Origin of the sequence: Asaia sp. VD9 (genome assembly GCF_037150015.1) — a bacterium.
Lineage (GTDB): Bacteria > Pseudomonadota > Alphaproteobacteria > Acetobacterales > Acetobacteraceae > Asaia.
In genome coordinates this window covers 1-21371 of record NZ_JBBCQM010000007.1, presented here as the reverse complement: position 1 = coordinate 21371, position 21371 = coordinate 1, and the positions used below count along the sequence as shown (strand labels likewise).

At 60.5% G+C, this 21371-nt stretch carries 26 protein-coding genes; 21 read left to right on the top strand and 5 right to left on the bottom strand.

Annotated features, from left to right (window positions below; genetic code table 11):
- Positions 1-55: 55 nt before the first annotated feature.
- Positions 56-340: an accessory factor UbiK family protein gene (locus tag WFJ47_RS09975; protein ID WP_127099514.1), complete on the bottom strand. Its 285-nt coding sequence runs from the start codon at positions 338-340 to the stop codon at positions 56-58.
- Positions 341-546: 206 nt separating this feature from the next.
- Between WFJ47_RS09975 and rfaD the strand changes: the two genes are divergently transcribed.
- Genes rfaD through WFJ47_RS09955 form a run of 4 tightly spaced genes read left to right on the top strand, consistent with a single transcriptional unit; the run spans position 547 to position 4142 of the window.
- Complete coding sequence (gene rfaD / locus WFJ47_RS09970) at positions 547-1527, top strand: ADP-glyceromanno-heptose 6-epimerase (protein ID WP_336762715.1); 981 nt, start codon at positions 547-549, stop codon at positions 1525-1527.
- Between the two features lie 8 nt (positions 1528-1535).
- On the top strand, positions 1536-2369 hold the full coding sequence (gene lgt / locus WFJ47_RS09965) for a prolipoprotein diacylglyceryl transferase (protein WP_336762714.1): 834 nt from the start codon (positions 1536-1538) through the stop codon (positions 2367-2369).
- Positions 2362-3159, top strand: a complete 798-nt coding sequence (pgeF, locus tag WFJ47_RS09960) for a peptidoglycan editing factor PgeF (protein ID WP_336762713.1) — start codon at positions 2362-2364, stop codon at positions 3157-3159. Before lgt ends, pgeF begins: the two co-directional genes overlap by 8 nt.
- The gene (locus WFJ47_RS09955) at positions 3156-4142 is read left to right on the top strand and encodes a hypothetical protein (protein ID WP_336762712.1); all 987 of its coding nucleotides are present in this window, start codon (positions 3156-3158) and stop codon (positions 4140-4142) included. Before pgeF ends, WFJ47_RS09955 begins: the two co-directional genes overlap by 4 nt.
- Before the next feature lie 49 nt (positions 4143-4191).
- Here WFJ47_RS09955 and WFJ47_RS09950 read toward each other — a convergent pair whose 3' ends face one another.
- Positions 4192-5145, bottom strand: a complete 954-nt coding sequence (locus WFJ47_RS09950; RefSeq protein WP_336762711.1) for an SIS domain-containing protein — start codon at positions 5143-5145, stop codon at positions 4192-4194.
- A gap of 150 nt (positions 5146-5295) precedes the next feature.
- On the bottom strand, positions 5296-6336 hold the full coding sequence (locus WFJ47_RS09945) for a glycosyltransferase family 61 protein (protein ID WP_336762710.1): 1041 nt from the start codon (positions 6334-6336) through the stop codon (positions 5296-5298).
- A gap of 265 nt (positions 6337-6601) precedes the next feature.
- Between WFJ47_RS09945 and WFJ47_RS09940 the strand changes: the two genes are divergently transcribed.
- The 14 genes from WFJ47_RS09940 to WFJ47_RS09875 all read left to right on the top strand — a co-directional run bounded on the left by WFJ47_RS09940 (position 6602) and on the right by WFJ47_RS09875 (position 17424).
- Positions 6602-7264: a CsgG/HfaB family protein gene (locus WFJ47_RS09940; protein ID WP_336762708.1), complete on the top strand. Its 663-nt coding sequence runs from the start codon at positions 6602-6604 to the stop codon at positions 7262-7264.
- 45 nt (positions 7265-7309) lie between these two features.
- Positions 7310-7699 carry a DUF4810 domain-containing protein gene (locus WFJ47_RS09935; protein ID WP_336762706.1) on the top strand — a complete coding sequence of 130 codons (390 nt, stop codon included), beginning with the start codon at positions 7310-7312 and terminating at the stop codon, positions 7697-7699.
- Complete coding sequence (locus WFJ47_RS09930) at positions 7696-8364, top strand: DUF799 domain-containing protein (RefSeq protein ID WP_336762704.1); 669 nt, start codon at positions 7696-7698, stop codon at positions 8362-8364. The genes WFJ47_RS09935 and WFJ47_RS09930 overlap by 4 nt, the downstream gene beginning before the upstream one ends.
- A 63-nt stretch (positions 8365-8427) precedes the next feature.
- Positions 8428-8922 carry a hypothetical protein gene (locus WFJ47_RS09925; RefSeq protein ID WP_336762702.1) on the top strand — a complete coding sequence of 165 codons (495 nt, stop codon included), beginning with the start codon at positions 8428-8430 and terminating at the stop codon, positions 8920-8922.
- 145 nt (positions 8923-9067) lie between these two features.
- The gene (locus tag WFJ47_RS09920; protein ID WP_127101934.1) at positions 9068-10000 is read left to right on the top strand and encodes a ribose-phosphate pyrophosphokinase; all 933 of its coding nucleotides are present in this window, start codon (positions 9068-9070) and stop codon (positions 9998-10000) included.
- A 12-nt stretch (positions 10001-10012) separates the two neighbouring features.
- Positions 10013-10597: a histidine phosphatase family protein gene (locus WFJ47_RS09915; protein ID WP_127101933.1), complete on the top strand. Its 585-nt coding sequence runs from the start codon at positions 10013-10015 to the stop codon at positions 10595-10597.
- 261 nt (positions 10598-10858) lie between these two features.
- Positions 10859-11497: a 50S ribosomal protein L25/general stress protein Ctc gene (locus tag WFJ47_RS09910; protein ID WP_127101932.1), complete on the top strand. Its 639-nt coding sequence runs from the start codon at positions 10859-10861 to the stop codon at positions 11495-11497.
- A gap of 20 nt (positions 11498-11517) precedes the next feature.
- Positions 11518-12096, top strand: a complete 579-nt coding sequence (gene pth / locus WFJ47_RS09905) for an aminoacyl-tRNA hydrolase (protein ID WP_336762699.1) — start codon at positions 11518-11520, stop codon at positions 12094-12096.
- Positions 12096-13190, top strand: coding sequence for a redox-regulated ATPase YchF (gene ychF / locus WFJ47_RS09900; protein WP_336762697.1), 1095 nt, complete (start codon positions 12096-12098; stop codon positions 13188-13190). Before pth ends, ychF begins: the two co-directional genes overlap by 1 nt.
- A gap of 81 nt (positions 13191-13271) precedes the next feature.
- Positions 13272-14426 (top strand): glycerate kinase, encoded by a 1155-nt coding sequence (locus WFJ47_RS09895; protein WP_336762695.1) that lies wholly within the window; start codon positions 13272-13274, stop codon positions 14424-14426.
- A 72-nt stretch (positions 14427-14498) separates the two neighbouring features.
- Positions 14499-15758 carry a glutamate-5-semialdehyde dehydrogenase gene (locus WFJ47_RS09890; RefSeq protein ID WP_336762693.1) on the top strand — a complete coding sequence of 420 codons (1260 nt, stop codon included), beginning with the start codon at positions 14499-14501 and terminating at the stop codon, positions 15756-15758.
- A gap of 1 nt (position 15759) precedes the next feature.
- Positions 15760-16386, top strand: a complete 627-nt coding sequence (locus tag WFJ47_RS09885; RefSeq protein WP_336762691.1) for a nicotinate-nucleotide adenylyltransferase — start codon at positions 15760-15762, stop codon at positions 16384-16386.
- A 120-nt stretch (positions 16387-16506) separates the two neighbouring features.
- On the top strand, positions 16507-16959 hold the full coding sequence (gene rsfS, locus WFJ47_RS09880) for a ribosome silencing factor (RefSeq protein WP_127101928.1): 453 nt from the start codon (positions 16507-16509) through the stop codon (positions 16957-16959).
- A gap of 9 nt (positions 16960-16968) precedes the next feature.
- Entirely contained in the window at positions 16969-17424 is a 456-nt protein-coding gene (locus WFJ47_RS09875; protein ID WP_336762906.1) for a 23S rRNA (pseudouridine(1915)-N(3))-methyltransferase RlmH, read from the top strand.
- A gap of 99 nt (positions 17425-17523) precedes the next feature.
- Here WFJ47_RS09875 and WFJ47_RS09870 read toward each other — a convergent pair whose 3' ends face one another.
- Together WFJ47_RS09870 and WFJ47_RS09865 are read right to left on the bottom strand one after the other, a co-directional pair.
- Entirely contained in the window at positions 17524-18309 is a 786-nt protein-coding gene (locus WFJ47_RS09870) for a CHAP domain-containing protein (RefSeq protein ID WP_336762688.1), read from the bottom strand.
- Between the two features lie 145 nt (positions 18310-18454).
- Positions 18455-18805 carry a RidA family protein gene (locus tag WFJ47_RS09865; RefSeq protein WP_127101925.1) on the bottom strand — a complete coding sequence of 117 codons (351 nt, stop codon included), beginning with the start codon at positions 18803-18805 and terminating at the stop codon, positions 18455-18457.
- A gap of 195 nt (positions 18806-19000) precedes the next feature.
- On the opposite strand from WFJ47_RS09865, the gene WFJ47_RS09860 reads away from it, so the two are divergent.
- The 3 genes from WFJ47_RS09860 to WFJ47_RS09850 are packed head-to-tail and all read left to right on the top strand — an operon-like array spanning position 19001 to position 21176.
- A complete protein-coding gene (locus WFJ47_RS09860) occupies positions 19001-19642 on the top strand; it encodes an MBL fold metallo-hydrolase (RefSeq protein ID WP_336762686.1) in 642 nt (213 codons plus the stop codon).
- Positions 19643-19659: 17 nt separating this feature from the next.
- On the top strand, positions 19660-20157 hold the full coding sequence (locus WFJ47_RS09855; protein WP_336762685.1) for a DUF192 domain-containing protein: 498 nt from the start codon (positions 19660-19662) through the stop codon (positions 20155-20157).
- A gap of 5 nt (positions 20158-20162) precedes the next feature.
- Positions 20163-21176 carry an NAD-dependent epimerase/dehydratase family protein gene (locus tag WFJ47_RS09850; protein WP_336762683.1) on the top strand — a complete coding sequence of 338 codons (1014 nt, stop codon included), beginning with the start codon at positions 20163-20165 and terminating at the stop codon, positions 21174-21176.
- Positions 21177-21371 lie beyond the last annotated feature (195 nt).

The window sequence follows — 21371 nt, the reverse complement described above, 5'->3', positions numbered from 1 at the left end:
AGGTCACGTTACGGATGCCCGGCCTCCGTTGCAAGGATGCTGGCATCCCTCATGATCAGCCGTGCGCTGTGGGAGCGGTCACGGCCTTTTCCAGATCGGCCAGGCGCTCCTCGATACGGGCCAGACGGGCATCGGCATCTTCCTGCGCCATGCGCGCGCGCGTCGCGAGTTCGCGTGCCACATCCAACTCGTCACGACGGACGAGATCGAGCGAGGAAAGGGCCTCATCGATGCGGGCGCGCACCATGGCATGAAGCTCTTCACGCAGACCGGTCAGGGCCGAGAATGCGCCCCCGGCAACGCCTGCGAGATCATCGAAAAAACGGGGCCGGTCTGCCATGGTGGTATCCTTGTCTGTCCTGTCGCCCGCTGTGTGGCAGGCGGTGATAATGCCCCCGGCGCGGCCAGAGGAGCGTAGGGTCGCCCCAGACTGACTCTCACACCTGTCGGCTGCAACGCGGCTCTGGTCTGTCGGGATGCCGGAGCCGCGTTTTTCTCCGGCTGGTGTGGCTTGGAGGTTGCGTTGCGGCGTCTTATACAGGTTCCATGATGATCGTCACCGGCGGCGCCGGATTTATTGGTTCGTGCCTGGTCGCTGCGCTCAAGGCGCGTGGTGAGGCTGTCGCGGTTGTGGACCGCCTTCGCGACCAGGGAAAATGGCGCAATCTTGCCAAGCATGCGCCCGATCTCCTGATCAGCCCGGATGCGCTCGACTCCTATCTGGCGAATAGCACGGACATCAAGGCCGTGTTCCATATGGGCGCGATCAGCAGTACGACCGCGCGTGATGGTGATCTGGTATGGCAGACCAATGTCGCATTGTCGGAGTCCCTGCTTGACTGGTGCGCCCAGCGTGACGTGCCGTTCTTCTATGCCTCATCGGCGGCGACCTATGGGGCGGCGGACAGGCCTGAATTGTTTTCGGACGCGCCCGATTCCCTTGTGACGCTGAAGCCGATGAACCTGTATGGCTGGTCCAAGCATGTCTTCGACCAGCACCTTTTCAAGCGCCTCGAATCCGGTGATCCGATGCCCCGGCAATGGGCGGGGCTCAAGTTCTTCAATGTCTACGGGCCGAACGAGTACCACAAGGGCTCGATGATCTCGGTCGTGAAGGTCAAGTATGACGAGGTGATGCGTGGCGGTCCGGCAAGGCTGTTCCGCTCCGACCGTCCCGATCTCGATGACGGCGCGCAGGCGCGCGACTTCATCTGGGTGGGCGATCTGATCGACATCATGCTCTGGCTTTATGACCACAAGCAGGTCAGCGGGTTGTTCAATTGCGGTACCGGCACGGCACGCAGCTATGTCGATCTGGCCAATGCCGTGTGCGATGCGGCCGGTGTGCCGCGCCGTATCGAATTCATCGACATGCCCGAGGCCCTTCAGGGCCAGTACCAGTCCTATACCTGCGCCGACATGACGCGCCTGCGCGAAGCGGGGTATGACAAGCCTTTCACAACGCTCGAGGCGGGTATCACCCGCTATGTGCGCGACTTTCTCGCGACGCCCGACCCCTATCTGTAAAGACCCGCATGGCCGCCCATCCGATCATCTTGCCGCAATTCGACCCGATCGCGCTTCATCTCGGGCCGCTGGCCATCCACTGGTACGCGCTCGCCTATATTCTTTCGATCCTCATCGGGTGGAAAATTGCCGTCCGACTTTGCGCGCTTGCGCCCCAGGCCGCCACACGAGAGCAGGTGGATGATTTTGCCTTCTGGGCCATGCTTGGCGTCGTGCTGGGGGGGCGGCTCGGTTATATCCTCTTTTACAAACCCGGCTTTTACCTGACGCACCCGCTCTCCATCCTGCAGGTCTGGCAGGGGGGGATGTCCTTCCATGGCGGGGCGCTTGGCGTGATACTCGCGCTGGCCTGGTTCACCTGGCGGAACGGGCTCAGTTTTCTCTCCTTCTCTGATCGCATCACCATCGTCGTGCCGCTTGGCCTCGGTCTTGGGCGCTGTGCGAATTTCATCAATGGGGAACTCTGGGGACGCCCGGCACCGGACTGGCTGCCCTGGGCCATGGTTTTCCCCACGGGCGGTCCGATAGCCCGGCATCCCTCTCAGCTCTACGAAGCCCTGACCGAGGGCCTGCTGCTGCTCAGCGTCATGCTGGTGGCGGCAAGCCGTCCCTGGGTGCGGGTGCGCTACGGTTTCCTGTCGGGTCTTTTTCTTTTCGGCTATGCGATGGCGCGCAGCTTCTGCGAGTTGTTCCGCGAGCCAGACGCATTCATCGGTTTCCTGCCTTTCGGTGTGACCATGGGGCAGGTGTTGTGCATTCCCATGGCGCTGGCCGGGCTCTGGCTCATGGCTTTCGGCATACGCCATCCGCACAGCCTTCAGGGAGACAGGTTTCATGGCTGATCAGGCACCCCGTGGCTGGGTCTTGCAGTCGGACCCTCTCGCCTTTTTGCGCCATGGGTTTTTCACGCGCAGAGGCGGGGTATCCCCTGCACCGTACGATACGCTGAACTGCTCGCTCGCTTCGGCCGATGATGCAGTGAATATTGCCCAGAATCGCGGCCGGGTGGCCGGGTTTCTGGGGGTCGGTTCCGGGGCGCTTCTGGGCCTGACACAGACCCACTCCGCCGACGTGGTGGTGATGACCCGCGATACGCCGGTATGGCAGACCGGGCGCGGGCCGAAAGCCGATGCGCTGGTAAGCGATCGCGAGGATCTGGCACTGGGCGTGATCACCGCCGATTGCGGTCCGGTTCTTTTCGCGAGCACCGATGGGCGCGTGGTGGGCGCAGCCCATGCCGGATGGCGCGGCGCGGTGGGCGGTGTGCTCGAAGCCACGATCGAGGCGATGGCGCGTCTGGGTGCGGGAGAGATCATCGCCTGTGTCGGCCCCTGCATCGCCCAGAACAGCTACGAGGTCGGGGCAGAAATGCGCGCATCCGTGCTGACCGCTTCTTCCGGGGCAGGAGAGTTTTTCACTGCGGGTGTGCGGCCCGGGCATTATCAGTTCGATCTGTCCGGCTACTGCCTGCACAGGTTGCGCCGTGCGGGTCTGCGCCGGGTTTCACGCCTCGGACTGGATACGTTGCCCGATGTGGCGCGCTTCTTCAGCCACAGGCGGCGTACTCTCGCCGGAGGTGGGGCGATCGGGCATCAGATCTCGGCCATACGTGCAGGGAGACTTGGCGGATGATCTCTCTCTTTCTTCGGCATTTCTCGCCAAGGCACTCCTGGCGCAACGGACTCGGTCTTCTGGGTTCTCTGATGCCGCTTGGCGGTTGCGTCGACATGCCGCATCCCTTCGGTGATCCGGGGCCGGAGGGGCGTCGTCTTGCGTTGACCACGCCGCCGCCCCGCCTCGCCGTGCCGACGCCATCCGCCTCGCTGCTGGACAATGCTGCCTCGGCATTATGGGCGAAGGATGTAGCGTCACAACTCGTTGAGCAGTCGCTTCCTGCTGTGGCTCAACCAGCCAAACCGGGGGACTGGTGGCTGCGCCTTTCGGCCACGATGCAGGGAGACCAGGTCACACCGCATTACGAGGTCATGATGCCTTCCGGCGAACCACGTGGACATTGGGATGCTGCGCCGGTTCCTGCCTCGGCCTGGGCGCAGGGCGAGCCGAAGCTCCTGGAATCCCTGGCCTCATCCTCTGCCCCGCAGATCAGCACCGTATTGACCGGTATCCAGGCAGCCATGATGCAGGCCGACCCGCATAGCCTCAAACGCCGCCCGGCCAAGGTGTTTTTCAAGGGTGTGCGTGGGGCCCCGGGTGATGGCAATGTCACACTCGCACGCTCTTTCGTCGCCAGTTTTCCGGACCAGCATGACAAATTGGACCGCGACCCGAAGGCGGCCGATTACACTGTTGAGGGAATCGTGACGCTGAGCGATGGCCCTGCGGGCAATACGGGGCACCCATTGCAGCATATCGAGATCGTCTGGCGCACTGTCGCGGCTGACGGCAAGGAAGCCGGGGCGGCGACCCAGCTTCATGATATCGATGCGCACTCCCTCGACGGCCCCTGGGGCGATGTCGCGATGGTTGCCGCATCGGAGGCGGCGGGAGCCGTGCATCAGATCATCACCAACTACTCCGGACGCGACCACAAGCCGTTACCGCCGGAGCAGGGGAGTGGCAGCGCGAAAAGCAGGATCGCGGCCCGGCAGGGCTGAGGGTAGCGGGCGTCTCTCGATGGCAGACGCCCCTGGGGGGGGGGCTCGCTCAGCCGATGGTTACGACCTTGGTCAAATGGCGTGGGGCCAGCGTGTCGAGATTCTTGCTACGCGCCACATATTCGCCCAGGAGCTGCAGAACCGGCAGGCAGACCAGCGGCCCAGTGCCGCGTTCCCCCTCGACAGGAAGGCTGATTGTGCCGGGGCCCCCCAGCCCCAGTACTTTCGCGCCTTTAGACAGCAGGTCACGCGCCAGCAGGCCCTCTTCTTCAAGCGTGTCCGGATGATACATCATGATGACCAGGGAGCGCTCGTCGATCAGGCTGATCGGCCCGTGACGATATTCCAGAGGATGGTGCGCTTCGCTCTGGCTCAGGCTCATTTCCTGCATTTTCAGGGCCCCTTCACGTGCCACACCGTAGAAAGCGCCACCCCCGAGAAACACGAAATGCGTACGCCCGTCGATTAGTTCAGGCAGGGTGCTGTCGGCGGCCTCAAGCAGGCGACGCGCGGCCTCGATCGTGGGGGATCCAAGCGTAATTCCGGCGTAGCGCATCCCCAGAAGAAGCATCAGACTGGCCGATGCCGTCATGACAATGCCTTCTTCTGCATGGGTCTCGGCAGCGATCACGCTATCGGCATGGTCGCAAAGTGCGCTGCCCCCCGCACACGTGATGGCGGTCACGCGCTGACCGGCCGACTGGCTTGCCCTGGCAGCGGCCACGGTTTCGGTCGATTCGCCGCTCCGTGAAAGCGCGATGATTTCAGCGGCCACCGCTTCGGGCACATAATCATGCGGGCGGCGTGTCCATTCATTACCTGGCACCGCGCGACTCTGATGACCATGAGCGTTCAGGCAGACTGCGATGGAGTCTGCAATATGCACGGAAGTACCACAGCCAACGACAACCTGCACTTTATCGGCTGAGGGCCTTGCCCCGTCGAGATCGGCCTTCGCCCAGAGCGGGAACTGCTCTCTTATGCCGCGTTCGGTTGCGTTCATGGCGTTGTTCCTTTCCGATGGAGGGGCACGCTGATTTGTCATCACCCCGATATGTCAATCTGTCAGGCAGAGCGGGGCTTCTGGTCAAGCCAGACCGGATGTTCCGATGGGGCGACGCTGATCTAGGAGCGTCGGAAGCGCGCAAATGCCCTAGACATCGGGTCCACAAGCCTGCGCCTCACGCCGCCACGCCATGACGACGTGATGTGCCAGCCCAGCTGGATCGGTGATGCGGTAGTGGTTTGGCTCGACATCATCGGCGCGCAGAAAGGCGGAGACATCGAGATAAAGGGCATGATGGTGGCACACGGCGTCGATCATCCGCTGTGTACCAAAGATGTAGGTGTCGTGGTTCAGTATGATGACCGTCTTGTTTTCGAAAAAGGCGGCATTCATGAACGCTGATCCTGAAAACCCGATGAAGACGGTGTGGCTCTCCCACAAGGCGAGCTGATCTCTGACCGATGATGTCTCCGGCTGGCAGATCTCGACTCCAATGGGAGAGAGGAGTGCGCACAGGATATCCTCGCCTTCATAGCGCCGTGTCGTCGCGCCTGCGTGGCTCCGGGAGAGAAAGACAGGGTTCCCTTTGGGGGGAAGACGGCTTCTTCCCAGAATGCGGCGTCCGAGATCACGCATGAATGGCGCCCAGAGCGCATGACAATGGGCGTTTTCGACAAAGGCGGGCTCGGGGATCTCGACCTGATGAAGGAGCGTGTTTTCTGGCGGCGCAATGATGCGCGTTCGGTCAATGCCCATATTGTCGAGAAAGACGTTGATGAAGCTGTTTTCGTCGTCCATTGGCCTGTAATTTGGCGCGATATACCAGTCCGGTCTATGCCGCTGATGGCGTAATCGCCAGAGGCGCTGCAGCGTACTCGTCAGGAAATGACCGAAGTGGTCGTGGAAATAGCCGAGCCAGAAGCAGCGCGCGCCCTCGGGGAATTCCGGGATCTCCCGCGCAGGTGACTCCAGCGCGATAATACTGGGGGCGAAAACGTGGAAATTGAAGGCACCCGCGACAGTGTCTCCGGCGCAATAGGTGGACGGGGCGATCAGGATCCCTGCCATCGTATAGAGCGAGTTGTGGCGCAGGATTGCACTCTCATGAACGGTCGAGCTCGGTTTTGCCGGTATGACGAGCGACCGCCCGAAGACGTCGCCACAGGACTTTTCAGAATGGGTCGACATGTCATCGGGGGCCAGATTGCTTCATGGAGACAACACATTCAGCGCCTGTCACATAGTGGAGACAATACAAATCATCGTGGCTTCAGGGTCCCCGATGCATAACGGAGCCGTCATGATCTGTTCACTGAGAGTTCAGGGGGACTTCTTTTCTGACCAGACGCTTATATCGGCCATTTCACTATTTCATGATCATGTCGATTATGGGAAGAACTGTGCCGAATGTTGGATTATTGACCTTTCAATAACGATATGAGGGCTAGGGCTGATGCGCATCATTTTTGCACTACACGGTATTCTCGCATCCACTCTGTTACTGAGTGCCTGCGCCACCGAGTCTTCCCGTACTCTGCCCGTGCCGCCGGTTCAGGTTGCGCAGACAGCCTATAATGGGCCGCGCGTCCCGATTGCCGCAGGAAAATTTGCCAATCGTTCTAATTACATGAACGGTATCTTCTCGGATGGGATCGATCGTCTGGGTAACCAGGCACGAACCATCTTGCTGACGCGCCTGCAGCAATCAGGCCGGTTTTCAGTGATGGATCGCGATAATCTGGCCGAGGGGAAACAGGAGGCTGGATTTCTCAAGCAGGGTCAATCCATTCAGGGCGCGCAGTATCTGGTGACTGGGGATGTGACTGCTTTCGGTCGCAAGGAAGTCGGGGATATGCAGCTTTTTGGCATTGCGGGGCGCGGCCATAGCCAGATTGCCTATGCCAAGGTGAGCCTTCAGATCGTCAATCCCCTGACGTCGCAGATTGTTGCGACGAGCGAGGGGGCGGCCGAATACAGCCTCTCCGATCGCGAGGTGATCGGGTTCGGCAGTACAGCGAGCTATGACTCGACGCTCAATGGCAAGGTGCTCGACCTGGCCATTCAGGACGCGGTGAATCATTTCGCGCAGGAGGTCGATTCCGGGCAGATACGCTGACGCCCGGCTCCTTCCTCTTCCACATCGATAACGGATTTCAGAACCATGTTCCGACATGCGAGAATTCTGGCGGGGATAGCCCTGCCAGCGATTTTGGCTGCCTGCTCGGCGCCCTCAACCCCGCCACTCTATAGTTGGCAGAATTTCCAGGAGCAGCAATATCTCTACCTTCAGGGGAAGACCGATCCCCAGGTGCAGATCACTGCGATGGAGAAGGCCTCCGAGAAGGCTCGGGCCAAGGGACTCTCCGTGCCGCCGGGATTTCATGCGCATCTCGGCTTGCTCTACGCGACTTCGGGCAGGACCGATCTTGCCCAGCAGGAATTCACTCAGGAGAAGACCCTTTTCCCTGAATCGGCCCTGTATATGGACTTCCTGCTGAAGAACATGAGCCAGAGCCAGAGTGTAACGCCGACTGCAAAGGTGTCGTCATGAAGCGTGACTCCGTCATGCGTCGCCTCGCCGGTCTGGGGCTGTGCCTTGCCGTCAGCGCCTGTGCCTCGCAGGTCAAGGCTCCTGACTATACGGCCTTCAAGGCGGCCCGACCGCGTACCATTCTGGTCCTGCCTCCGGTCAACCATACGCCGGATATCAAGGCAACGAACGGGCTTTTGTCCCAGATGACCATGCCTCTGGCAGAGGGCGGATATTACGTGGTGCCCGTGACGCTGGAGGTCGAAACCTTTCATCAGAACGGATTGACTGTCCCGGATGAGATGATCCAGGCACCTGCCCAGAAGCTACGCAACATCTTCGGTGCCGATGCCGCGCTCTACACCACCGTCACGGCCTACGGGTCGGTCTACCATGTGGTGGACAGCGACACGGTCGTCACCGCTGATGCCAAGCTGGTTGATCTCAAGACAGGTGGCGTACTCTGGACCGGTACGGGCTCGGCTACCGGGCACGATGTTGGTGAGATGTCCGGTGGTGGCAATCTCATCGGGATGCTTGTTGTTGCGGCGGTCAAGCAGGTGGCGAATAACCTGACCGATCACAGCTTCCCCGTCGCAGCGGTCGCAGCTGACCGTCTTCTGAAAGTCGCGCCGCCCGATGGTCTGCTTTATGGGCCGCGTTCGGTGAAATACGGTACTGACTAATGCCATAGCGATTTCCCGCTTTCGGTTTCCGCAGCGGGAAGTTCCTGTCGAAAGGGCCTGATCATGGGCAGAAACGTCTACATTCATAAATTCGATCCCGCGGCTGAAAACGGTACGCGAAGTTTTCCGCTCAGCGATGTGCGCGAAGCGCTCAAGGCGATCGGCGATCCTTTTTTCAAGGAATGGGGTGTAGACGGGGAGGACGGGGGCGGCAGTATCGAGACGGGTGAGCGGATACCTTATACCTTGCCTGACGGCCGTGTCGATTTCGGATCGTCTACCGACACGTTTCGTTTTACCGTCAAAAACGGGCAGGTTAACAGTCTCGACTGGGACCGGCCTCTCGGCCGCGAAGGCACGATCCGCGCATTGTGGCACCTCATCGAAATTCACCGACTTTCTCTTATCGATCCAAGCTGTGGTGAAGATCTTCCAATGCTCTACGTTCTTTCAGAAGCCTGTCTGGAAGATGTCGAACAAGTGTGGCCCGGTTGCAGGGAAAGCGGTGTTCATGTGTTCAGCGGCTACGAAGACTTCAGATCGCATTTCGAAAGCTGATACCCAGCACATGGGTAGAGGCGCGCACTAGGCTTGTAAAAAACGCTCTATCGACGATCCCCGATCCCCATGAGTTAATGACAGCGTGGCGCAGCATTGTTAGAAGGCCGCGTTTGCTGCCGCCCCGGACCGGAGTCGTCTCCCGATGAAGATCGTCGCCTGTAACAGTAACCTGCCTCTGGCGCGTGCCGTTGCTCAGGAATTGCGCCTCCCCCTGTGCAAGGTGTCCGTGCGGCGTTTTGCCGATGCTGAAGTCTTCGTGGAGATTCAGGAAAACGTGCGCGGAGAAGACGTGTTCGTGATCCAGAGCACCTGCTCGCCCACCAATGACAATCTGATGGAATTGCTGATCATGCTCGACGCCCTGCGTCGCGGGTCAGCCCGTCGCGTCACCGCAGTGATGCCCTATTTCGGCTATGCAAGGCAGGACCGTAAATCGGGTCCGCGTACGCCCATCAGCGCCAAGCTGGTCGCCAATCTCCTGGTTGAAGCCGGTGCCAACCGCATCCTGACCATGGATCTGCACGCCATGCAGATTCAGGGCTTTTTCGATATCCCGGTCGATAACCTTTATGCTGCGCCGCTCTTCAAGCGCGACATCAATGCCCGACATCCGAATGAAGACCTGATGATTGTCTCCCCTGACGTGGGTGGCGTGGTGCGCGCACGCCAGCTGGCGCAGCGATTGACCACCGATCTCGCCATCATCGACAAGCGCCGCGAGCGCGCCGGCGTGTCGGAGGTCATGAACGTGATCGGCGATGTGAGCGGCCGTTACTGTATCCTGGTGGATGATATCGTCGATAGCGGCGGCTCCCTGTGCAATGCCGCCCAAGCCCTGATGAATCACGGTGCCGCCGGGGTTGAAGCCTATGTGACCCATGGTGTGCTTACCGGGCAGGCGGTCGAACGCATTACAGCCTCACCCATCAAGATGCTGACCTTGACCGATAGCATCCCCGCCACCGAGGCCATGGAAAGCTCGCCCAATATCCGGCAGATCAGCACCGCCAATCTTCTGGCGCGCGCCATGAGTGCTGTGGCAGATGAAAGCTCTGTTTCCTCGCTTTTCGATTAAGGACCGGTTTTCATGCTGCTTCGTCGCCCCTTCTGGTACCTGCGCCACGGTCAGACCGATTGGAACGCCCAGAATCTTTCTCAGGGCCGGACGGACATTCCCCTGAATGCCACCGGGCGCGAACAGGCTGTCAAGGCTGGCGCCTCCCTCTCGCGCCACTGGCGCGATGGCGCAGCACCAATCGCGCGTATCGTCGCATCGCCCCTGACACGCGCACACGACACGGCACTCGCTGCTCAGCAAGCTATCGTTAGTGCGAGTGGCGTCACCCTTCCGCTCAGCACCGATCGCGACCTCGAGGAAGTGTGTTTCGGCGTGATGGAAGGCGAGCCCATGGGCGACTGGTACGACCCCTGGATCGCCGGCGAATTCACCCCCGAGGGCTGCGAAACCTTCGAAGGCCTGAAAACCCGTGCTGCCAGTGCCGTCAACCGCGCGCTCGAGCAGGACGGTATCCCCATGATCGTCGCTCATGGCGCCCTGTTCCGCGCCTTGCGCGCCGCCATGAGCCTGCCGATCAATGTCCGCCTCGCCAACGCTGTGCCGCTTTATTGCGATCCGACGGAAAATGGCTGGGTGCTGACCGCTTACGAATAAGGGAAGCGGGGCGCTGCCCCGCACCCCGGAAAGGGACAAGTCCCTTTCATCCCGGCTTTTCTGAATCGGGATCAAAGGGGCTGCGCTCCTTTGCGGGTTTCAGGGCAGAGCCCTGAGAAGCTCCCCTGTCTCCAGGCAACATGCGGGCAAATCGCCCGCCGACTCCCGAAGATCATTGCTTTGCACCCTCATTTCCGCTAAGGCGCGCCTTCACTCAGGCACCCCTGGAGGCCATGAGTGCAATGAATTTGGGAGAATACCGTGACAAATATGACGTCCCTCGAAGTCTCTACGCGCGCGAAGGCTGGTAAGGGGGCAGCGCGCGCAACGAGACGTGCCGGTCTGGTGCCGGGTGTTGTGTATGGTGGTAAGCAGGAGCCCTCGCTGATCCAGATCGATCCGCGCATCATTCACAAGGAAATGGTTCGTGGCGGCTGGCGCTCGCGCCTGTATGAACTGCCGCTCGAAGGTGGCACCGTGCGCGCCCTGCTGCGTGAAGTACAGCTGCACCCCGTGACCGATGCGCCGATCCATGTCGACTTCCAGCGTCTGGCGGCTGGCGAGAAGGTTCATGTGACCGTCGCCATTCACGTGACCGGCGAAGACAAGGCTCCTGGTATCAAGCGCGGTGGCGTGCTGAACCTGGTTCGCCACACGGTGGACGTCATGGCCGATGTGGACAACATCCCGGCGAGCTTCACGGTTGATCTGAGCGCGCTCGACATCCACGACAACGTGCGTTGGGACGATCTGACCGGCACCGAGAACGTGACGCCGGTTCTGCAGCTGCCGAACTTCGTTATCGCCACCATCGCGCCGCCGACGGTCGATGCCGAGATGGAAGCTGAAGCCGCTGCGAAGGCTGCTGCTGAAGCCGCTGCTCCTGCGAAGAAGAAGTAAGACCGCTCAGGGTGGCCGCAATGCTACTCTGGACCGGGCTCGGTAACCCCGAGCCCGGCATGCGCAGGCAGCGCCATAACATTGGCTTCATGGCTGTCGAGCGTATTGCCGAATACTACCGGTTTTCTCCCTGGCGTGCACGCTTCAAGGGAGAGACGGCCGAGGGGAGCATCGAGGGACAAAAGGTTCTTCTGCTCAAGCCCATGACCTATATGAATCTGTCCGGCGAAAGCGTGCAGCAGGCTGCACGGTTCTTCAAGATTCCGGTCTCTGACATCACGGCGTTTCATGACGAGCTCGATCTTGCCTTCTGCAAGGTGCGCGTCAAACGGGGCGGCGGCGCAGCGGGGCATAATGGTCTTCGCTCGATGGACAGGATGCTGGGGGACCAGAGCTACCAGCGCGTGCGCCTCGGTATCGGCCATCCTGGCCACAAGGACCGTGTGACGGGTCATGTGCTGGGCGATTTCGCCAAGGCCGAACAGACAGAACTTGAAACGCTTCTCGATGCCGTGGCTGCGGCGTCGCCCCTGCTGGCCAAGGGGGAACCGGAAGCGACAATGACAAAAATCGCCATGCTGTGCGGGGAGAAACGCTGATGGGCTTCAATTGTGGCATCGTGGGGCTCCCCAATGTGGGCAAATCCACCCTGTTCAACGCGCTGACGGAAACGGCAGCAGCCCAGGCGGCGAACTACCCCTTCTGCACGATCGAACCCAATGTGGGGCGCGTGGCCGTGCCCGACGCGCGTCTCGACAACCTCGCGCGTATCGGCAAGTCTCAGAAGATCCTGCCGACCAGCCTCGAATTCGTCGATATTGCCGGTCTCGTGCGCGGCGCTTCTCGTGGCGAAGGGCTGGGTAACCAGTTTCTCGCCAATATTCGCGAAGTCGATGCCATCATCCATGTGCTGCGCTGCTTCGAGGATGACGACATCACCCATGTCGAGGGCGGTGTGGACCCGGTGCGCGATGCCGAGATCATCGAGACCGAACTGATGCTGGCCGATCTGGATTCGCTCGAAAAGCGTCAGGTCTCGCTGCAGAAGCGCGCCCGGGGCAATGATCGTGAAGCGCAGCAGCAGCTCGCCATCATGGACCCCATCATCGCGGCCCTGCGTGAGGGCAAGCCTGCCCGCACCGCTGTGCCGAAAGGCGAGGAAGAGACAGCGCGCCGCCTGCAGCTCATGACCACCAAGCCGGTGCTCTATGTCTGCAACGTGGAAGAGGGATCGGCCTCGACCGGCAACAGTCATTCCGAAGCCGTGCGCAAGCGCGCAGAGGCTGAGGGCGCTGCCATGGTGGTTGTATCTGCTGCGATTGAGGCCGAAGTCAGCCAGTTGCCGCAGGAAGAGCGCGCCGAGTTCCTCGAAGGGCTGGGTCTGAGCAATTCCGGTCTGGATCGCGTGATCGCCGCCGGTTACGGGCTTCTGGGTCTGAGCACCTATTTCACGGTTGGCCCGAAAGAGACGCGCGCCTGGACGATCACCAAGGGGACCAAGGCGCCTCAGGCTGCGGCCGTCATTCATAATGATTTCGAGCGCGGCTTCATTGCCTGTGAGACTGTGGCCTATGACGATTACATCGCCTGCGGCGGTGAATCGGGTGCGAAGGAAGCAGGCAAGCTGCGTATCGAAGGCAAGGAATATGTGGTGCAGGACGGTGATGTCCTGCTGTTCCGCTTCAACGTCTGAGCGGTCTCCCCAGCCGCGCGCCGGGACTTGACCCGATCGGCGCGGCGTGTGGAAGATAGGGGCGTTATACCCGAGGCGCCCATGGATATTCTCGTTGCCTGTGACTCGTTCAAGGAAAGCCTGACAGCCGAGGCTGTCGTTCAGGCGATTATCACCGGGTTTTCGTCAATCTTCCCTGAGGCGCGCTATCACGGCTATCCCATGGCGGATGGGGGAGAAGGCACGGCTTCTCTCATGGCGCGGGTTCTAGGGGGTCATCTCGAAACACGGATGGTATGCGGCCCACTGGGCCTGCCGGTAGCGGCGAAATTTGCCGTGCTCGATCAGGGGCGCACAGCGCTGATCGAGCTGGCCGAGGCGGCTGGCCTCGCACAGGTTCCTCCCGAATCACGCACCCCGCTTTTTACGACGACACAGGGTGTGGGCGAGATTATGCGCGCCGCGCTCGATCTGGGTTGTCGTCATCTGGTGCTCGCGCTGGGGGGAAGCGCGACTTGCGATGGGGGGGCTGGCCTGCTTCAGGCTCTCGGTGTCTCGCTGCGCGATCTGCAGGGCCGCGAAATTGCGCAGGGGGGTGGTCCATTGGGCGCGGTGTTCTCGCTTCACAAGGAAGGACTCGACCCTAGGCTGACAGAGTGCACGATTGAAATCCTGTGTGATGTAACGGCTCCCCTTCTGGGGGAAACAGGTGCGGCCAATGTGTTCGGCCCCCAGAAAGGGGCAACGCCGCCCATGATCCCCATACTCAATGCCGCGCTCGCCCGTCTGGCGAGTCTGATCGAGGTCCATTGTGGGCGTGATCTGTCCGTTTTGCCGGGTATCGGTGCGGCCGGTGGGGCAGGGCTCGGGCTCGTGGGGCTTTGTGGTGCGCAACTTGTGCCGGGAGCTGAGGCGATTGCGCGGCTCCTCGGTCTCGAAAAAATGATGCCTGCCATGGATCTGGTCATCACGGGAGAGGGCAGGCTGGATGGCCAGACGGCGCAGGGCAAGGCACCTCAGGCCGTCGCCAGCCTCGCCCGCGCGTCGGGCAAGCCGGTCATTGCCATAGCCGGTACGTTGGGTCAGGGCCACGAAGCCTTGTACGAAACCGGGTTCGGGGCGTTGTTCAGCAGCCTCGATCGCCCTTGTTCACTGGAGGAGGCATTCAACGAAGCCGAGCCCGCTCTGCAGCGCTGTGCGCGCAATGTCGCAGCCAGCCTGGCTATCGGGCGATCTTTTCAAGCTGTGCAGGAGTGATACATAGCTGATCGTCCTTTCGCAGGTCTGGTCCCGAAAGTTACAGAAAATGCATCGCAGACAGGAGAATGCATGATGGAAGCCGCAACGAGCCCGTCCGATTTCAAGGCCCTGACCGGACCAGCGCGCGCGGCGGCACGCATTCTTGCTATTGCTCCGGACAGCCAGAGGAACGAAGCCCTGCGCGCAGCAGCCGCTGCGCTGCGGGATCATGCCGCCGATATTCTTGTGGCCAACGCACGCGATGTGGCGTCTTCCAAGGCGAGCGCCGCTTTCATCGATCGGTTGACACTCACCCCCGCACGTATCGAAGCCATGGCCAAGGGTCTCGAATCCATCGCTTTGCTGCCTGACCCTGTGGGGCGAGTGTTGTCCGAATGGACCCGCCCCAACGGGTTGAACATCCGCCGCGTCGCCACCCCCCTGGGGGTGATTGGCATGATTTACGAGAGCCGGCCCAATGTCGGGGCCGATGCTGCGGGACTATGCGTCAAATCGGGTAACGCCGTGATCCTGCGTGGGGGCTCCGAGAGCCTCAATTCGGCGCGGTGCATTCAGTCCTGTATCCAGCAGGGTCTGGAGCAGGCCGGGCTGCCCCGCGATTGCGTGCAGATCGTGCCCGATTCCGATCGTGTCCATGTGGCCTCGATGCTGGGCGCGGCAGGAGAGATCGACATGATCATCCCGCGCGGCGGCAAATCCCTGGTGGAGCGCGTGCAGCGCGAAGCGCGCGTGCCCGTGCTCGCCCATGCGGATGGGTTGTGCCACACCTATATCCATCGTGATGCCGATATCGGCATGGCGCGTGAAATCCTGGCCAATGCCAAGATGCGTCGCACCGGAATTTGCGGGGCAACGGAGACGTTGCTGATCGATGACGCGATCGCCGAATCGTTGCTGCCGGTTCTGGTACAGGACCTTCATGCACTCGGATGTGCGATTTTGGGCGATGAGACAGCGCGTCGTATCGTGCATGATCTCGAGCCCGCGACCTCCGATGATTTTGCGACGGAATGGCTCGATGCCCGTCTTTCCGTAGCCGTGGTCGAGGATGTGGATGCGGCGCTCGCGCATATCGCACGCTATGGGAGCGGTCATACCGAGGCGATCATCACGGAAAACGCAGCTATCGCCGAGCGTTTCCTGAACGGGACCGATAGCGCAGTGGTGATATGGAATGCCTCGACGCAGTTCTGTGACGGGGGCGAATTCGGTTTTGGGGCCGAGATCGGCATTGCAACCGGAAAGATCCACGCGCGGGGTCCGGTAGGATTGGAGCAGCTGACGACTTTCCGTTACGAGGTGCGGGGCACCGGGCAGACACGCCCCTGACGTGCCCCAAATTCCGAAATACGGGGATGGGCGTGCGATCTCGATCGGTTTGCTGGGTGGATCCTTCAACCCTGCTCATGCAGGCCATCTCCAGCTTGCCCGCTATGCCCTGACCCACCTGCGACTCGACCAGGTCTGGCTCATGGTCTCTCCCGGTAATCCTCTCAAGCCACGAATCGGTATGGCACCGTTTGAGAACAGGCTCGATTCGGCGCGGGCTCTGGCGGATGGACGCCGTATCATCGCGACCGATATCGAGGCGCGTCTGAACAAGCGTTATACGGTCGAGACCATTGCCCTGCTCAGGTTGCGATTCCCCAATGCGCGGTTCGTCTGGCTGATGGGAGCAGATAGCCTGGCAACGCTGACACGCTGGCGCCGCTGGCATGAACTGGCACTGCATGTGCCGATGGCGGTGGTCCCGCGACCAGGCAGTAACCGTACCGCGCTCTCGGGCAAGGCGACCCATGCGCTGAGTCATTTGCGCGTGCCCGCAAGGCAGGGGCCGATTCTCTCGCGTTCGAAAGGTGGTGTCTGGGCTTTTCTTCCGGCGCCGCAAAACGGTATATCAGCGACAGCGTTGAGGGATTCTGGAAACTATCCCGCCGCGCTCTCTCTAATGTCATGACCGGAGTGTCGAGCCATCGCCAGAAAACCGTCCGACGAGACGACCACCCCAGCCCGTCGCAGCCGCGCGTCCGCTGGTGAGACCAAGACCAAACTCGCCACGGGCGAGGCTACCGCAACCTTGAAAACTGCTGGAACACCGCGCAAGAAGGCCGCCGCCGCCGGGCCGCGCAAGGCGCGTACCGCTCCGCGCGAGGGCGCAGAGCGCGAGCTGGTCGAAAAGGCGCTGGTCGTCATCACGACAAGTCTCGACGAGGACAAGGCCGAGGATATCGTGACCCTCGATCTGCGCGGCCGTGCGAGCTTTGCCGATCATATGGTCGTCGCTACCGGTATAGCCGATCGTCAGATTGCAGCCATGGCATCGCATATCGAAGACAAGCTGAACGAGATCGGCATCAAGCGTATCACCATCGAGGGCGCGAATGGCACGGATTGGGTGCTGCTCGACACTGGCGATATCGTTGTGCACCTGTTCAAGCCGGAAAGCCGCGCGCTTTACGCGCTCGAGCGCATGTGGGGCAAGGATCTGGATGACAGCGCAGCCGACGAAGCGGATACGACGGATCTCTGAGTCCGCATGATCCGTATCGTTGCTGTCGGTCGCCTGAAGAGAGGGCCGGAGCGGGAGCTGTTCGACCGCTACGTCGAACGCACCCGCCCGAAAATCGATCTGATCGAGATCGCCGAATCGCGCGGGAGCGCGCTGGAGATCCGTCGTAAGGATGCTGCCGCCATTCTGGCAGCCTGCCCGGAGGGAGGCATTGTTGTCGCCCTTGACGAGGGCGGTGCGTCACCCGACTCACAACAATTTTCCACCATGCTCGAATCCTGGCTCGCGACAGGCAAGCAAGTGAGCTTTGTCATTGGCGGCGCTGAGGGGCTGGAAGCCAGCGTGATTGATCGGGCCGATTCACGTCTGTCCTTCGGCCGCATGACCTGGCCGCATATGATCGTCAGACTACTTCTGGCCGAACAGATCTACCGTGCGCGCGCCATAAGCGCGGGCCATCCGTATCACCGCGCCGCCCGCCCCTGATAGTTGCGCAGCTCTGTCTTCAGCAACGTCGGTCGTGAGGGCAATAAAAAAGGCGACCCGTTTCCGGGCCGCCTTGGGGGCGATAAGCCGCGCTGACGATTAGCGCAGGTTACGGCTGGGACCTTCCAGCCCGAAAGCGTCTTCCGGGGCCTCGGCCACTTCGGTCGAGTTCATCGGATGCTGAAGGGCCTCAAAGCTTGCTGTTTCAACAGAACGCGACCGTGTGGAACGATGTGCTGGGGCCGGCGTATTATTGGCCATCATCACACCGTCATCGGGACGGCCATAGATGAACCCATAAGTGGGGTAGATGCTGCCATAGGTTTCGGTCTTGCTGTTCAGCGCAACGCGAACGGCAGACCAGTCATTATTGGGGGACACGTCAATGACGCGTACGTTCTTCGCAATGCCGTTCTGCGCCCAATGAGACTGGTCGATCACGATCGTCCGATTGTCTTCAACCGCGCGAACCACGGCCACGTGGCCGTAGGGCATGCGTCGGATGGCACGAAAGTTCAGAACCGAGCCCGGCTCGGGGGCCGAGCCGCGCGCGTAGACTCCGCGGGAATTCTCCCACCAGTCACGGGCGTTGCCGCTCAGCACGACATCAGAGGCGGTTTTGGCATAGGCAACACACTGGATCACATGCCCGCCGGAACGATGGCGGCGCGGTGTGAAGCGGGTCTGATGAATACTGACGCCGTGGCGGGAGGCACCATGATGGGCGGCATGCACGTTGTGCATGGCAGGCTTGTGAGAATTCTTCTGGCGGGCTTCAGCCTTTGACGGCAGAACCGCGGACCCAACCAGGACTGACAGAACAGTCAGAGACGAAAAAATCGGCCTGCGGAGAAGTCTGAGGCAACTTTTCTGTCTCACGTTCATTGATTCCGTACCCGCCCATTTGTGTGTTGCATCTAGGTAACTAAGTTCACCTCGAATTGGCAACCCATGTAAGGCGGAGTCATGGCGAATTTATGAACTTTCCCCGAGAAAAATTTGTGTCGCCCCAGGGAAAGGTCAAGAGGCCTTACTTTGTTGTGATCAGCATGATCTCCACCAGCATACGCGGATCGGCCAGAACTGCCTGAACGCAGGCGCGGGCCGGTGCGGACTCCTTGGGCAGCCAGGCCGTCCATTGCTTGTTCAGTGCATCACGGTCACTGATCTCCTTCAGCCAGATCTGAGCCTGCAGGATACGGGTATTATCCGTGCCATGCTGCTCAAGGAGAATGTCGAGCTGTTCCAGCACATCGGCTGTCTGAGCATCGAAATCGGCATCGAGATTGCGGGCAACCACACCCTGGGTAAAGATGAAGCCGTGATACTCGACGGCTTTGGACATGACGGGATTGGGTTCAGTGCGGATAATGCGGCTCATGATCGTCTCCTGAAAACCTGACGGTTCCGCGCAGGCTTCCCTGCTTCGGATGGGCGGAACTCTGATCCGGGGCGACCTTGGGGTCAATCCTGCGCATCTGCATGATTGCTTGAATATGCGGCCTCGGCGCGGTATCGCGCCCTGAAACCGGACTGCCAGGAATGGCAGCATGACCCGAGCCAAGGAGTAGCCGGATTGCGAGCCCGCACTATCAAGGTGACCCCCCTGCGCCAGAATTGTACGGTTCTCGAGAATCAGGAGACCGGACACGCTGTGGTGTTCGATCCGGGCGGTGATGTTCCCGAGCTCCTGCAGGTGCTCGAGGGACTCACAGTCGACGCCATTCTGCTGACGCACGGGCATTTCGATCATGCTGGGGGTGCCGACGCGCTTCGTGAAAGTCTTGTCAGACGTCAGACCACTCCGGTGGCACTGATCGGCCCCGACAAGCGGGATGATTTTCTGCTGCGTTCCATCGTCGAGCAGGCGCAAGCCTTTGGACTTTACGATCTGCAGGACGCGCATCCCGATCGGTTTGTGGAAGATGGAGAGACCATCGCGCTGCCGGGGCTGACCCTGGAAGTTGCGCATTGCCCGGGACATACGCCGGGCCATGTCGTCTTTATAAGTCGCGAAGACAAACTCGCCATTGTGGGCGATACACTGTTTCGTGGCGTTGTTGGCCGCTCCGATTTCGCTTATGGCGACCATGAGGCCCTGATCGCCGGGATCAGACGCAGCTTGCTCTCTCTGCCCGATGATTTCATCGTTCTGCCAGGGCACGGACTGCCGACGATGATCGGCGAAGAAAGACACAATAACCCTTTTCTCACCTGACACGCGGGAGTGCAGACATGAACACGATTTTGCGAAGCAGTCTGCTTCTGGCGAGCCTCGGTATCGGCATGCCTGCTTTCCCGATTTCTGCGGCTGAAACCCGGCCGGTTGCTGCGCAGGCAGCGCTCGAGAAAGCTTCCCTGTCGATTACTGATCGTCAGGGCAATAAGCATGATTTCACGGTTGAGATTGCCCGCACGCAAAAAGAGAAAGAAGCCGGTGAGATGGCACGTACGAGTGTGCCGGACGGAACGGGTATGCTTTTCCTGTTCAACCCGCCCGAGGCTGCCGCGATGTGGATGCATGACACACCTGTCTCGCTCGATATCGTTTTCATCGGCGCTGACGGCCGTATCCAGGCAATTGCGGAGCGGGCCGTGCCATTCAGTGAACGTCGCCTGACCGGGCAAGGTGAATCGGTAGCCGTTCTGGAGACAGCGGCGGGCGCAATGGAAAAAGCCGGTATTGTGGTAGGTGATCTGGTGACGTCCAAAGCGCTGGTCACGGCGCACTGAGCGTCATGAAGATTTTCCTGACCGGTGCAGCTGGCTTTGTCGGCTATCACGTCGCCGAACAGCTTTTGAGCCAGGGCCATCAGGTGGTCGGCTTCGACTCGCTCAACGCGTATTACAGTGTCCGGCTCAAGCAGGATCGCCTCGCTCAACTTGCCCCGAAGCCGGATTTTACCTTTCGCCAGGGTGATCTGAGCCGTCGCGCTGACGTCGAGGCAATCTTGGGTGAACATCCTGACATCAGTCATATCGTTCATCTGGCAGCGCAGGCAGGGGTTCGTTACTCACTGGCTGATCCCTGTGCCTATGTTACGGCCAATATGATGGGCCACGTGGTACTTCTGGAAGCAGCACGTCAACTCCCGGCCCTGCGTCATATCGTTTATGCCTCGTCGTCCTCGGTTTATGGGCTGAATGAGACGATGCCTTTTCGTGAAAGCGATGCGGTTGATCGACCGGGTTCTTTCTACGCTGTGACTAAACGTGCTGGTGAACTGACGGCTCACGCCTATGCCCATCTATACGGTCTGCGTCAGACCGGACTGCGTTTCTTCACAGCTTATGGCCCCTGGGGTCGTCCCGATATGGCCTACTACAAATTTGCCAAGGCGATCACAGAGGGCAAAGCGCTGACGCTCTATGAAGGCGAGGGGCTCGCGCGCGACTTCACTTATATTGATGATATCGTATCCGGCGTCCTCGCCGCCCTCATGAATGAACCCGATAAGGGTGTCTCTCGTGTTCTCAACCTTGGAAGTGATGCTCCCACGGCGGTGAGCCATCTGGTAGCGCTCCTGGAACAGGAACTGGGCATCAAAGCCGTCATCACGACGCGTCGTCGCCCACTTTCGGATGTCGAGGCTACCTGGTCATCGCATGAAAAGATGACTCTTCTGACCGGCTGGCGCCCCGTGATCAGTCTGGAAGAGGGGGTCAAACGTTTCGTGGCGTGGTTCCGCGAATATGAGCAGATCGAGACTTCGGGAGAGATCGATTGTGAGTCGAGCCGGGTATCGGAATAGAGCGTTTTTTCAGGAAAGGGGGGGGGGGGGGGGCGTAAGCCTCCCTTTGTCTTTTCCGGCCTCGCACATTTTTTCGAAGGGTTATGTCATTTTTTTGAAGAATGGTGTTGACGGTGGTGTGTGTGGGGTCTAAAAGCCCGTTCACCGCAGCGGACGATGCTGGGGTGGCTGCCTGAAAGACTGAGTAAGATCAGT

Excerpts from the sequence above, each read along its gene's own strand:
- WFJ47_RS09895 (WP_336762695.1), top strand. The coding sequence starts at position 13,272 with ATGGATATTCTCGTTGCCTGTGACTCGTTCAAGGAAAGCCTGACAGCC.
- WFJ47_RS09935 (WP_336762706.1), top strand. The coding sequence starts at position 7,310 with ATGTTCCGACATGCGAGAATTCTGGCGGGGATAGCCCTGCCAGCGATT.
- lgt (WP_336762714.1), top strand. The coding sequence starts at position 1,536 with ATGGCCGCCCATCCGATCATCTTGCCGCAATTCGACCCGATCGCGCTT.
- pth (WP_336762699.1), top strand. The coding sequence starts at position 11,518 with ATGCTACTCTGGACCGGGCTCGGTAACCCCGAGCCCGGCATGCGCAGG.
- ychF (WP_336762697.1), top strand. The coding sequence starts at position 12,096 with ATGGGCTTCAATTGTGGCATCGTGGGGCTCCCCAATGTGGGCAAATCC.
- rfaD (WP_336762715.1), top strand. The coding sequence starts at position 547 with ATGATGATCGTCACCGGCGGCGCCGGATTTATTGGTTCGTGCCTGGTC.
- WFJ47_RS09890 (WP_336762693.1), top strand. The coding sequence starts at position 14,499 with ATGATGGAAGCCGCAACGAGCCCGTCCGATTTCAAGGCCCTGACCGGA.
- WFJ47_RS09975 (WP_127099514.1), bottom strand. The coding sequence starts at position 340 with ATGGCAGACCGGCCCCGTTTTTTCGATGATCTCGCAGGCGTTGCCGGG.
- WFJ47_RS09945 (WP_336762710.1), bottom strand. The coding sequence starts at position 6,336 with ATGTCGACCCATTCTGAAAAGTCCTGTGGCGACGTCTTCGGGCGGTCG.
- WFJ47_RS09930 (WP_336762704.1), top strand. The coding sequence starts at position 7,696 with ATGAAGCGTGACTCCGTCATGCGTCGCCTCGCCGGTCTGGGGCTGTGC.
- WFJ47_RS09915 (WP_127101933.1), top strand. The coding sequence starts at position 10,013 with ATGCTGCTTCGTCGCCCCTTCTGGTACCTGCGCCACGGTCAGACCGAT.
- WFJ47_RS09940 (WP_336762708.1), top strand. The coding sequence starts at position 6,602 with ATGCGCATCATTTTTGCACTACACGGTATTCTCGCATCCACTCTGTTA.
- WFJ47_RS09850 (WP_336762683.1), top strand. The coding sequence starts at position 20,163 with ATGAAGATTTTCCTGACCGGTGCAGCTGGCTTTGTCGGCTATCACGTC.
- WFJ47_RS09870 (WP_336762688.1), bottom strand. The coding sequence starts at position 18,309 with ATGAACGTGAGACAGAAAAGTTGCCTCAGACTTCTCCGCAGGCCGATT.
- WFJ47_RS09925 (WP_336762702.1), top strand. The coding sequence starts at position 8,428 with ATGGGCAGAAACGTCTACATTCATAAATTCGATCCCGCGGCTGAAAAC.
- WFJ47_RS09855 (WP_336762685.1), top strand. The coding sequence starts at position 19,660 with ATGAACACGATTTTGCGAAGCAGTCTGCTTCTGGCGAGCCTCGGTATC.
- WFJ47_RS09865 (WP_127101925.1), bottom strand. The coding sequence starts at position 18,805 with ATGAGCCGCATTATCCGCACTGAACCCAATCCCGTCATGTCCAAAGCC.
- WFJ47_RS09920 (WP_127101934.1), top strand. The coding sequence starts at position 9,068 with ATGAAGATCGTCGCCTGTAACAGTAACCTGCCTCTGGCGCGTGCCGTT.
- WFJ47_RS09955 (WP_336762712.1), top strand. The coding sequence starts at position 3,156 with ATGATCTCTCTCTTTCTTCGGCATTTCTCGCCAAGGCACTCCTGGCGC.
- WFJ47_RS09950 (WP_336762711.1), bottom strand. The coding sequence starts at position 5,145 with ATGAACGCAACCGAACGCGGCATAAGAGAGCAGTTCCCGCTCTGGGCG.
- pgeF (WP_336762713.1), top strand. The coding sequence starts at position 2,362 with ATGGCTGATCAGGCACCCCGTGGCTGGGTCTTGCAGTCGGACCCTCTC.